Here is a 12,975-nt window from a genome sequence, read left to right on the forward strand (position 1 = left end):
GTTTCTATTAAATAAATATGATTTCTTTTGTTTTTATGGAAAAATGTCTATATTTGCTGCAATCATACACTTAATTTCGAGTGTTGATTTTAAATTGTTACAGTATGTTCGTTAAATCTTATAGACGACTATTCAATTGCCTGATTTCTTGACAGGTGTTCTTCCCTTTTCTCTTTTACCGTTTTCGGGTAAGAGCTCTTTCGGTTTGCATTAGTATCTGAAGTCATTGGCTTGGGTCGGTGGTTTTATCTCTGCATCATTTTGTCCGGAATTTATCAGATTAAAATAATTGAATAAAAATAGCCTTTTATATAATATGACTATAATCACAGCTCAGCGTGCACCGCACAGTGCATCTAATTTCGCCCCCACAGTAGAGGCAAATGCCTATGGAATGAATGACCGGATCAAACGTCTTCGACAAGAGACGTTCGAAGCCGAGCCCTCCCTGTCTATTGAACGCGCTTTGATAGAAACTCGTTTCTACAAGGAAAACTACGGAAAATATCCGATTCCGATTCTTCGGGCCATGAATTTTTATGAGATCTGCAAGCAGAAGACGATCTATATCGGCAAGGATGAACTGATCGTGGGCGAACGCGGACCAAAACCGAAATGTGTGCCGACTTTTCCGGAACTGACCTGCCATAGTGTGGAGGACCTGCATGTCTTGAACACACGTGAATTGCAGCGTTATACGATCAGCCAGGAAGACATCGACACGTATGAACGCGAAGTGATCCCTTACTGGAAAGGACGTACCCAGCGAGAACGTATCTTCAGCCATGTGCCTCAGGAGTGGAAGGAGGCCTATGAGGTGGGGATGTTTACCGAATTTATGGAACAACGCGCTCCGGGACATACCGCTTTGGACGGAAAGGTGTATAAGTACGGATTATTGGATTTGAAAGAACGTATCCGGAAAGAACTGGACGGGCTCGATTTCATGAACGATCCCGAAGCGACCGACAAGCAGGAGGAGTTGACTGCCATGTCCATCTCGTGCGACGCCGCCATCCTGTTTGCCGAACGACATGCGGATCTCGCCGATGAAATGTCGCTGACGGAAAAAGATCCGAAACGGGCGACCGAGTTGCGCCGTATTGCCGAAGTTTGCCGCCAGGTTCCGGCACATGCTCCCCGAGACTATTGGGAGGCGATCCAGATGTATTGGTTCGTCCACTTAGGAACGATCACCGAACTGAACGGTTGGGACGCGATGAATCCCGGCCATTTCGACCAGCATCTGGCTCCGTTCTACGAAAAGGGGATTGCCGACGGTACGTTGACACGCGACGAGGCAAAAGAATTGATGTCCTGTTTCTTCATCAAAGTGAACAACCACACGGCTCCTCCCAAAGTCGGCATCACGGCTAAGGAAAGCGGTACGTATAATGATTTTACGAACCTGAATATCGGCGGTGTAAAAGCCGATGGCAGCGACGGGGTGAGCGAGGTCTCCTACGTCATGCTCGAAACGATCGAAGAACTGCATATCCTGCAACCCGGCAGTGCTATCCATATCAGTGCTCGTACACCGGAACGTTTCCTGCGTGCCGGCTGCAAGGTGATCCGCCAGGGACATGGCTATCCGTCTGTTTTCAATCCGGATGTGTATATCCAGGAGTTGATGCGCCAGGGAAAATCTTTGCAGGATGCACGTGAAGGCGGTTGCAGCGGTTGCATCGAGGTCGGAGCGTTCGGCAAGGAGGCATACGTATTGACCGGTTACCTGAATGTGCCGAAAATTTTGGAAGTGACGCTTAACAACGGTGTCGATCCGGTTTCCGGGCGTAAGGTCGGATTGGAGACGGGCGATCCGCGCAGTTTCGGCAGCTATGACGAACTATATGCCGCCTTTATGAAGCAGGTCCGCTACTTTGTGGATATGAAGGTGCGTGTCAGCAACTATATCGACCGAATGTTTGCCAAGTATGCACCGGCCACCTTCCTGTCTCTCTTCATCGACGATTGCATAGCGAAAGGACGGGATTATTACAACTGCGGTCCGCGCTATAATACGACCTATATCCAGTGTACGGGACTCGGTACGATTACCGACAGCCTGGCGACGCTGAAAAAACATATATTCGAAGATAAACGCTGGTCGATGGACGAATTGCTGAAAGCGATGGCTGATAATTTCGAAGGAGCCGAGGCGATGAGACAGACGATCCTGAACCGCACGCCATTCTTCGGAAACGATGACGAATATGCCGACAGTATTGCTGTGAAGGTGTTCGACGATCTCTATGATACGATCGAAGGAAAGCCGAATACGAAAGGCGAATGTTTCCATCTGAATATGCTGTCTACCACCTGTCACGTATATTTTGGCAAGGTGATGGGGGCGACTCCTAACGGACGCTTGGCCGGGCGTGCCATCTCGGACGGCACGTCTCCGTCTCATGGTGCCGATACGCACGGGCCGTCTGCCGTCATCAAGTCGCTCGGCAAGCTTGACCAGGTGAAGAGCGGGGGGACGTTGCTGAACCAGCGTTTCCTGCCGAGCCTGTTGAAGCGTGAGGAGGATATCTCCAAGTTGTCTTCGTTGATCCGCAGCTATTTCGCTTTGGGCGGACATCACATCCAGTTCAATATCGTCGATACGGAGACGCTTTATGCTGCCCAGAAATGTCCGGAAGATTATCGCGACCTTCTGGTCCGCGTAGCCGGTTACAGCGATTATTTCAATGACATGAACGCCGATCTGCAGGCGGACGTGATCATGCGGACGGAACAGGAAACGTTTTAGCAATTGAAAAAAGATGTTTGTTTTCGATATAAAACGATATGCCATTAACGACGGGCCGGGTATCCGGATTACGATTTTTATGAAAGGATGCCCCCTGTCGTGCGTATGGTGCCATAATCCGGAAGGAATCTCCAGCCGGAAGCAAAAACTCTATACGAAAAAGAAATGCATCGGTTGTCGGACGTGTGTCGAGGCTTGTCCTGAGCAGGCATTGACACTCACACCGGAAGGGATCGTGACGGACGGGGCGCGTTGTACCCTGTGCGGAATCTGTGCCGAGGTGTGTCCGGCTATGGCGATGGAGATATCGGGCACGGAGTATTCGGCTGAAGCCTTGATGAAGGAGATTGAGAAGGAGATCGTTTTCATGGATCGTTCGGAGGGAGGTGTGACGTTTTGCGGAGGAGAGCCGTTGTTGCATCCCGGACCGTTACTGGACTTGTTACGCCGTTGCGGGGAACGGGGGATACATCGGGCTGTCGATACGACGCTGTTCGCCCGGCCGGAGATCGTACGCGACGTGATGGATAATTGCGAGCTTCTCCTTGTCGATTTGAAGCAGATGGATTCGGCCAAGCATGCGAAATATTGCGGTGTCCCGAACGAATTGATCCTGTCCAATCTCCGGATGGTTGCAGAAGCCAGACACGATTTCTATCTTCGTATTCCCTTGATCGAAGGCGTGAATGCCGATGAAGAAAATATAACACGCAGTGCCGCTTTTCTGGCTTCGTTGCCGTGGGAGCACCGGATTGTGAACCTGCTCCCGTATCATGACATCGGCAAGAGCAAACACGAGAAGTTAGGTACGGTCTACAATCCGGATCGATATGCTTTCGCCGCCCCTTCGGACGAGACACTCGGACGTTGCCGGGAGATATTCGCCTGCTACGGGATCGAAACGACGATCGGGGGATAATTGAAGGTCTTTTATTTCCTCTGTCACTGTATCACTGATTCCTTTTTATCAATTGATATTCAGCTTGTTTTATTTGTGATATATGCCTGTTTTCTCTATCACTACCCTATCACTGGCAATTCAGATAAATAATAGGTGCTTTGCTTGTATGTATCTGTATATAAGTATATTATAAATGATATAAACGATAAACACCCTATTTCCATCCCTACAAATCACTCGATTATTTTATGTAAAAACGGCTATAAAATAGGTAAAACCGGGTGGTTTTCATTGCTCGGCAAGGTACTTTAGTTGCCGGACATCCCCATGTTGCCATCCTTTACATCCGGGTGTAGGGAGCCGGTACACCCGGATGTAAAGGATGGCAACATGGGGGTGTTTACGGAATTATGTGCTTGTTTCATAAACAAAAATGCCATGTTTCAGAAGTGATAGAGGAGTGATACAGGAAAACGTCCTGTATCACTCCTCTAACGCTTGAATGTTAATAGCTACAACCTTCGTAGTGATAGAGTGATAGAGGATTTGTAGAAAACTTCGTATGAAGATCACAACCTTGGAAAATTTTGATGCGGTTGTCCTAAAAGATGGATAATATGTTTTGATATACCAACTATAAATTTAACTCCGGTTTCAGTCGGTTTAACACAACAACTCTTTCGTCTGCCGTGTTTCATTATCAATTTTATTAACGCCAAAAAAATAGATATATGGAATGGTTTGCCAATTTGCTCCGGCATTACCCGGAGCTTGCTATCTTTCTCACGCTGGCTTTCGGCTTCTGGATCGGTAAATTCAAGATTAAAAAGTTCATGTTAGGAACGGTAACCAGCGTCTTGCTGGTCGGTGTATTGATCGGACAATTGCATATCGATATCGGAGCTCCGTTGAAATCGGTATTTTTTCTGATGTTCTTGTTTGCCGTAGGGTATAGTGTCGGTCCGCAATTCTTCCGAGGATTGAAAAAGGAGGGATTGCCACAGGTATTGTTTGCCGTCGTGATGTGCCTGTTCTGCCTGTTGGCCCCGTTTGTGCTGGCAAAGATCATGGGCTATTCTGCCGGAGAGGCAGCCGGTCTGTTGGCAGGTTCGCAGACGATATCAGCCGTACTCGGTGTGGCTGAAGATACGATTAACCAATTAGGAATACCGGTGGCAGATAAAACGGATATGATCAATGTCATGCCGGTAGCCTATGCCGTCTCTTATATTTTCGGTACGGCTGGTTCCGCTTGGATCATGAGTGATATTGCTCCCCGTCTGTTGGGAGGGATCGAATCGGTCAAGAAAGCCTGTCGCGAACTGGAAGCCAAAATGGGTTCGGACGACGAAAGCGAGCAACCCGGCTTCATGCCTGCCGCCCGTCCGATCACGTTCCGCGCCTACAAGATTAACAATGGCTGGTTCGGCGCGGGAAAGACCGTGAAAGAGCTGGAAGATTATTTGGAGGGACAAGGAAGACGCCTTTTCGTCGAACGGGTCCGTATCGATGGTGTGATTCGGGAGGCGAAGGCCGATCAGATGCTTTTGAAAGGAAACGAAGTCGTGCTCAGTGGACGTCGTGAATTTGTGATCGGAGAGGAGGACTGGATCGGCGATGAAGTAAATGATATCGAATTGTTGGACTTTCCGGCCGAAACCCTGCCCGTATTGATCTCCCGCAAAGAATATGCAGGCATGACAGTCGCTAAACTACGCAAATTACCAGTTATGCACGGTGTCAGCATCAAGAGCATCAAACGTGCTGGTATCAACATTCCGGTTTTAGCCGCGACGACGATCGATCCCGGCGACATGTTGGAGTTGGTTGGTACAAAATTGGAGGTGAATGCGGCTGCCGATACATTAGGCTATGCCGACCGCCCGACGAACCAGACGGATATGATTTTCGTCGGCCTCGGAATTTTTCTCGGAGGTGTCGTGGGGGCTTTGACGATCCATTTCGGAGGTGTTCCCATCAGCTTGAGTACGAGTGGCGGGGCGTTGATCGCCGGATTGGTCTTCGGCTGGTTGCGTTCCAAGCATCCGACTTTCGGACGAATTCCGGAACCATCCCTTTGGGTGTTGAACAACGTCGGGTTGAATATGTTCATCGCCGTTGTCGGCATTACGGCCGGACCGAGCTTTGTCACCGGCTTGAAGGAGGTCGGCGTCAGCCTCTTCTTCATCGGTGCGTTGGCTACCGCTATCCCATTGATCGTCGGTGTGCTGTTGGGAAGATATGTCTTTAAGTTCCACCCGGCCATTACGTTGGGCTGTACATCCGGAGCGCGTACGACCACAGCAGCTTTGGGTGCTGTGGAAGATGCCGTTGAGAGCCAGACACCCGCATTAGGCTATACGGTGACATACGCGGTCGGTAATACCCTGTTGATCATTTGGGGAGTCGTGATCGTCCTCTTGATGACCTGAAGGGTATTGGAAGCATTGTTTTTATATACTCATTATATTCAATTAAGTTATTTCTCTATGACACACAAAATCACTCGTGAATACGAAAAGAAAATGTCAGAAATCAGTCCTTTCGAACTGAAAAATATCCTGATAGACCTTGCGGACGAAAGCGCCCGTAAGAGTACGCATATCATGCTGAACGCAGGGCGTGGCAATCCGAACTGGATCAGTACTGTACCCCGCGAAGCCTTTTTCCTGCTCGGCCAGTTCGGACTGGAAGAATGCGCCCGTTCCTCCGAATATGGCGAGGAAATGATCGGACTGGCCGGTATCCCCGAAAAGAAACGTATCGCCACCCGTTTCACGCAATTCCTGATGAAGCACGCCGGCTCTCCCGGCATGGCACTGCTGAAAGATACCTACGATTATCTTGTGAATGAGAAAGGAGTCGATGAGAACGACCTCGTACACGAATGGGCGGAAGGCGTCATCGGAGACCAGTATCCCGTTCCCGACCGCATCCTGAAATATACGGAAGTATTGGTCGAAGACTACCTGAAGCAGGAATTGTGCGACAACCGCCCGCCCAAAGGGAAGTTCGATCTCTTTGCTACCGAAGGGGGAACCGCCGCGATGTGCTATATATTCGATTCTCTGCAACAAAATTTCCTTCTTGGTAAAGGTGACAAGATCGTCCTGTTCGCCCCGGTATTCACTCCTTATATAGAGATACCGGAACAAGCCCGCTACTTGTTCGATGTAACCGAAATCCACGCTTGTAAAATGACAAAAGACGGCTATCATACCTGGCAGTACATGGAAGAAGACCTGGACATTCTGAAAGACCCTTCTGTCAAGGCCGCCTTTATCGTCAATCCGAGCAATCCGCCTTCGTACGGTTTGACAGATGGTTTGATGAAACGTATTGTAGATATCGTACGCAATGACAATCCGAACCTGATGATCATTACCGATGATGTCTATGCGACCTACATTCCCCATTTTCGCTCGGTTATGGCGGAATTGCCGGAGAACACCCTCTGCGTCTATTCTTTCTCCAAATATTTCGGAGCGACAGGCTGGCGCCTGGCCGTTGTCGCGTTGCACGAAGAGAATATATACGACCGGATGCTGAAGGAATTGCCGGCAGAGCGGAAAGAGCAGTTGAACGAACGCTATAGCAGTATTTCGCTCCATCCAGAGGAAATCCGTTTCATCGACCGTATGGTTGCCGACAGCCGTCAGGTCGCCTTGAACCATACCGCCGGTCTTTCGCTGCCGCAACAGACGCAAATGGCGCTCTTTGCCTCCTTCTCCCTGCTGGATCGCGAGAATGCTTATAAGGCGAAGATGCAGCAGATCATTCACGACCGCCTTCATACGCTTTGGGAAAGCACCGGTTTCACATTGCTCGACGATCCGTTGCGTGCCGGCTACTATAGCGAGATTGATATGTTGGTCTGGGCGAAGAAATTTTACGGAGATGATTTCGTTGTCTACTTACAGGAAAATTACGAGCCGGTAGACGTCGTGTTCCGCCTGGCACAAGAAACTTCACTGGTATTGCTCAACGGTGGCGGATTCGATGCACCAGAGTGGTCCATCCGCTGTTCGCTAGCCAATCTGAAACGTGAAGATTATGTCCGTATCGGGGAAGGAATCGCTTCCATTTTGCACAGCTATGCGGATAAATGGAAAGAATCGTTGAAGGAATAAACAAAGCCTTTGAACAAAACGGGCTCCCGCTACGTTCTATTATTGAACGTATAGGGAGCCCGTTCTCATAGATACCCTTTATCAGCCGATAGAAATTATTGAATAAAAGGTATTTATATAAATACTATTTTTATCCCATCCTACATTGCTAACTAATAAAAAGAATAGATATGGTGTACGACATTGACATGCTGAGAAGCTTTTATTCTAATTTCCCGAAGCGGGTGGATGCAGCTCGCGAACAGGTTGGCCGTCCGTTGACCCTGGCTGAAAAAATATTATATGCACATTTGTATGAAGAATCGGACATCTGTCCTTTTCGCCGTGGTGAAGATTATGTGAATTTCCGTCCTGACCGTGTCGCGATGCAGGATGCGACCGCGCAGATGGCGTTGCTTCAGTTCATGAATGCAGGAAAATCCCAATCGGCCGTTCCTGCCACCGTGCACTGCGATCACCTGATCCAAGCGAATATGGGAGCTAAGACGGATATCGCAACGGCTACGCAGAGCAACAGCGAGGTCTATGATTTCCTAAAATCCGTTTCCGACAAGTATGGTATCGGTTTCTGGAAACCGGGAGCCGGCATTATCCATCAGGTAGTGCTTGAGAACTATGCTTTTCCCGGCGGTATGATGATTGGTACGGACTCGCATACGCCAAATGCGGGTGGTCTGGGGATGATTGCCATCGGTGTAGGCGGCGCTGACGCAGTGGATGTGATGACAGGTATGGAATGGGAGTTGAAAATGCCGAAACTGATAGGTGTAAAACTGACTGGTAGCCTGAGCGGATGGGCATCTCCGAAGGACGTGATCTTGAAACTGGCAGGAATCCTCACTGTGAAGGGTGGGACGAATGCCATCATCGAATATTTCGGTCCCGGTGCCGCATCCTTGTCTGCGACGGGGAAAGCGACGATCTGTAATATGGGAGCCGAGGTGGGTGCCACGACTTCCCTTTTCCCGTTCAATCTGAACATGGCCACTTATTTGCGTGCTACGGGACGTGATGATGTGGCCGAGTGGGCAACAGCCGTTTCCGACTATTTGGAAGCCGATATGGATGTGCAGGCTCAACCGGATTCTTTTTATGACCGTGTGATTGTAATCAATTTGTCCGAATTGGAACCGCATATCAATGGCCCGTTCACGCCGGATGCGGCAACGCCTATTTCCGAATTTGCTACCAAAGTGAAGGAGAATGGTTGGCCCCGCAAGATGGAAGTTGGACTGATCGGTTCTTGTACGAACTCGTCCTACCAGGATTTGAGCCGTGCCGCTTCAATTGCCCGCCAGGCAGCCGAAGACAAGATACCGGTGGCAGCTCCGCTGATTATCAACCCCGGCTCCGAACAGATACGCTATACGGCCGAACGGGACGGTATCCTCGGAGATTTCGAGCAAATTGGCGCGACAGTTATGGCCAACGCCTGCGGTCCGTGTATCGGGCAATGGAAACGGCATACCGACGACAATACGCGCAAAAACTCCATCGTTACCTCCTTTAACCGTAATTTCGCCAAACGAGCAGACGGCAACCCGAACACGCATGCCTTTGTTGCTTCCCCAGAACTGACGCTCGCGCTGACCATCGCCGGAGACCTTTGTTTCAACCCGCTGACCGATACACTGAAAACCGCCGACGGCCGCGAAGTGAAACTGAAAGAACCGGAAGGCACCGACTTCCCGCCGAAAGGATTCGAAGTGAAAGACAACGGGTATGTTGCCCCGACGGGGAAGGACGCCGAAGTGGTAATCAATCCCGGCTCCAACCGTTTACAGGTCTTGAAGCCTTTCGCCGCTTGGGACGGCAAAGAGCTGATCGAAATGCCGCTGTTGCTGAAGGCTGAAGGCAAATGTACGACCGACCATATCTCGATGGCTGGTCCGTGGCTTCGCTTCCGTGGTCATTTGGAGAATATTTCGGACAATATGCTGATGGGGGCTGTGAATGCTTTCAACGGCAAGACAAACAGCGTGCTGAACCAGCTGAACGGCAAGTATGAGGCTGTGTCAGCCGTCGCCAAACAGTATAAGGCAAAGGGAATTTCATCTATCGTCGTAGCAGAAGAAAATTATGGTGAGGGATCGTCTCGCGAACATGCCGCTATGGAGCCTCGTTTCCTGAATGTAAAAGTGATCCTTGCCAAAAGCTTCGCCCGCATCCATGAAACGAACCTGAAAAAGCAGGGTATGCTTGCCCTCACTTTTGCCGATAAGGATGATTATAAGAAAGTACGCGAGGAAGACAAGATTTCGATTGTCGGCTTGAAAGAGTTCGCCCCCGGAAAGCCGCTGACGGCAATCCTTTACCATGCCGACGGCACAGAAGAATCGTTCGCGGTGAATCATACCTATAATGAGTTGCAGATAAAATGGTTTAAAGCGGGAGCAGCGTTGAATGCAGCCCGATGATAAATTATTGATTTATGGGCGAATTAAAACTGTCCTGTTCCCGCACTTGACGCGGGAACAAGGCTGTTAAATCATCATTTGTAAAAATAAAGAATAAGATTATGAATAAGATAACAAAACAAAACGGGACCCTCCTTGTCCCCGATAAAGTCGTCATTCCCTTTATAGAGGGAGATGGAGTAGGTGCGGAGATTACACCAGTTTGCCAGCGTATTGTCGATGAAGCGGTAGGCAGGGCGTATGGCGGCCAGCGAGTGATCGAATGGAAGGAAGTATTGGCAGGCGAAAAAGCCTTCAAGCAGACCGGCAGTTGGTTGCCCGACGAGACGATGGAGGCTTTCCGCGAATATATGATCGGGATCAAAGGCCCGCTGACAACGCCTATCGGCGGTGGCATCCGTTCGTTGAACGTCGCACTCAGGCAGACCCTCGACCTCTATGTCTGCCTCCGTCCGGTACGTTGGTTCCGTGGAGTTGTGACACCTGTCAAAGAGCCGGAAAAAGTTGATATGTATATCTTCCGCGAGAATACTGAAGATATCTATGCCGGCATCGAATGGCAGCAAGGGACGTCCGAAGCTCGCAAATTCCTCAAGTTCCTGACGGAAGAGATGGGTGTGACGAAGGTGCGTTTTCCCGAAACTTCATCCTTCGGCGTGAAACCCGTTTCGGTCGAAGGTACGGAACGTCTCGTTCGCGCTGCCATCGAATTTGCTTTGGCTAACCGCTTGCCCAGTGTCACGTTGGTGCATAAGGGAAACATCATGAAGTTTACGGAAGGCGGCTTCAAACTGTGGGGATATGCGTTGGCCGAACGCGAATTCCCCGATAAGACTTTTACATGGCCCCAGTATGAGAAGATCAAAAAGGAAAAAGGAGAGGATGCTGCCGCTACCGCTCTGTTGGATGCCGAAGCTGCCGGAAAGGTCGTCATCAAAGATGTGATTGCCGACGCTTTCCTTCAGAACACCCTCCTTGTGCCGGAAGAATATTCGGTGATTGCTACGCTGAATCTCAATGGTGATTATGTCTCCGACCAGTTGGCGGCTATGGTTGGCGGTATCGGTATCGCGCCGGGAGCCAACATCAACTACGACAGCGGCTATGCGATCTTCGAGGCGACACATGGGACGGCACCCAACATTGCCGGCAAGAACGTCGTGAATCCCTGCTCGCTTTTACTTTCTTCCGTCATGATGCTCGAATATATGGGATGGAACGAGGCCGGTCGGCTGATAACCGCCGCACTCGAACACGCTTTCTCCGAAGGGAAGGCCACTCGTGACTTGGCCCGCTTTATGCAGAATGGACAGCCTCTCGGCACTAAGGAGTTTGGTGAATATGTCATGTCGATCTTGTAACGGCATAGGAGTTGAATAAATTAAAATTTACTGTCATGAAAAAAGAATATATTATTTATAAATTGTCCGATGCATCCAAAGAAGCATGCAAGATCGACAACGAACTGTTCCCAATGTATAATGTGAAGCGTGGGCTTCGTAACGAAGACGGTACAGGAGTGTTGGTCGGACTGACGAAGGTTGGTAACGTGGTGGGTTACGAGCGTCTGCCTGAAGGCGGACTGAAAGCGATCCCTGGAAAACTGTTTTACCGCGGATACGATGTGGAAGACATCGCACACGGGTTGATCAAGGAGAAACGTTTCGGTTTCGAAGAGGTCGCTTACCTGCTTTTGTCCGGTAAATTGCCAGATATAGAAGAACTGGCAGGTTTCAAGGAACTGATCTGCGACAATATGCCGCTCGAACAGAAGACGAAGATGAACATCCTGGATCTGGAGGGACAGAACATCATGAACATCCTGGCCCGTAGCGTCCTCGAAATGTACACGTTCGATCCGAACCCCGATGATACCTCTCGCGACAACTTGATGCGCCAGTCGATCGAGCTGATCTCACGTTTCCCGACCATCATCGCCTATGCTTACAACATTTACCGACATAGCCAGCAAGGTCGTTCGCTGCATATCCGCCACCCGCATGAAAATCTTTCGATCGCCGAAAACTTCCTTCATATGCTGAAAAAAGATTTTACCGATCTGGAAGCTCGTACGCTTGACTTACTGCTTGTTCTCCAGGCCGAACATGGAGGAGGTAACAACTCGACGTTCACAGTCCGCGTGACCAGCTCGACCGGTACGGATACCTATTCTTCCATAGCCGCCGGTATCGGTTCGCTGAAAGGTCCGTTGCACGGGGGAGCCAATATCCAGGTGGTTGATATGTTCCATCATCTGAAAGAAAACATAGCCGACTGGAAAAATGTAGACGAGATAGATACCTATTTCATGCGGATGCTGAACAAGGAAGCCTATAACAAGACCGGCCTGATCTACGGTATCGGACACGCTGTCTATACGATTTCCGATCCCCGCGCCGTCGTCTTGAAAGAACTGGCACGTGATCTCGCGAAAGAAAAAGGGCGTGAAGAGGAATTTGCTTTCCTCGAATTGCTCGAATCACGTGCCATCGAGTGTTTCGCCAAGCATAAAGGGACGAAGAAACGCGTTTCCTCGAACGTTGATTTCTATTCCGGTTTCGTGTATGAAATGATCGGATTGCCGCAGGAAATCTATACACCTCTGTTTGCGATGGCACGTATCGTCGGATGGACCGCCCACCGCATCGAAGAGTTGAACTTCGATGGTAAGCGCATCATCCGTCCGGCCTACAAGAACGTCCTCGAAGAGCAGTCGTATCTCCCTATTGCAGACCGCTAATACCGGTTGGGCCTGCGAACTCCGCAATTCCC

Annotated in this window: 7 protein-coding genes; all 7 read left to right on the top strand. The window is 49.8% G+C overall.

The features are described from left to right. Positions 1–316 precede the first annotated feature (316 nt). The 7 genes from hypD to NQ542_RS04085 all read left to right on the top strand — a co-directional run bounded on the left by hypD (position 317) and on the right by NQ542_RS04085 (position 12,943). Positions 317–2,755, top strand: coding sequence for a trans-4-hydroxy-L-proline dehydratase (gene hypD, locus NQ542_RS04055; protein ID WP_005639381.1), 2,439 nt, complete (start codon positions 317–319; stop codon positions 2,753–2,755). 13 nt (positions 2,756–2,768) lie between these two features. After that, positions 2,769–3,674, top strand: a complete 906-nt coding sequence (locus tag NQ542_RS04060) for a glycyl-radical enzyme activating protein (RefSeq protein ID WP_005639383.1) — start codon at positions 2,769–2,771, stop codon at positions 3,672–3,674. A gap of 713 nt (positions 3,675–4,387) precedes the next feature. After that, the gene (aspT, locus tag NQ542_RS04065) at positions 4,388–6,088 is read left to right on the top strand and encodes an aspartate-alanine antiporter (protein ID WP_005639387.1); all 1,701 of its coding nucleotides are present in this window, start codon (positions 4,388–4,390) and stop codon (positions 6,086–6,088) included. Between the two features lie 57 nt (positions 6,089–6,145). Next, positions 6,146–7,786 carry a bifunctional aspartate transaminase/aspartate 4-decarboxylase gene (locus tag NQ542_RS04070; RefSeq protein WP_005639389.1) on the top strand — a complete coding sequence of 547 codons (1,641 nt, stop codon included), beginning with the start codon at positions 6,146–6,148 and terminating at the stop codon, positions 7,784–7,786. 170 nt (positions 7,787–7,956) lie between these two features. After that, the gene (locus tag NQ542_RS04075) at positions 7,957–10,203 is read left to right on the top strand and encodes an aconitate hydratase (RefSeq protein ID WP_005639390.1); all 2,247 of its coding nucleotides are present in this window, start codon (positions 7,957–7,959) and stop codon (positions 10,201–10,203) included. A gap of 101 nt (positions 10,204–10,304) precedes the next feature. Then, positions 10,305–11,564 carry an NADP-dependent isocitrate dehydrogenase gene (icd, locus tag NQ542_RS04080; protein ID WP_005639392.1) on the top strand — a complete coding sequence of 420 codons (1,260 nt, stop codon included), beginning with the start codon at positions 10,305–10,307 and terminating at the stop codon, positions 11,562–11,564. Positions 11,565–11,599: 35 nt separating this feature from the next. Further along, positions 11,600–12,943 carry a citrate/2-methylcitrate synthase gene (locus tag NQ542_RS04085; RefSeq protein WP_005639394.1) on the top strand — a complete coding sequence of 448 codons (1,344 nt, stop codon included), beginning with the start codon at positions 11,600–11,602 and terminating at the stop codon, positions 12,941–12,943. The last annotated feature ends 32 nt before the right edge of the window (positions 12,944–12,975 follow it).

Source organism: Parabacteroides merdae ATCC 43184, assembly GCF_025151215.1.
GTDB lineage: Bacteria > Bacteroidota > Bacteroidia > Bacteroidales > Tannerellaceae > Parabacteroides > Parabacteroides merdae.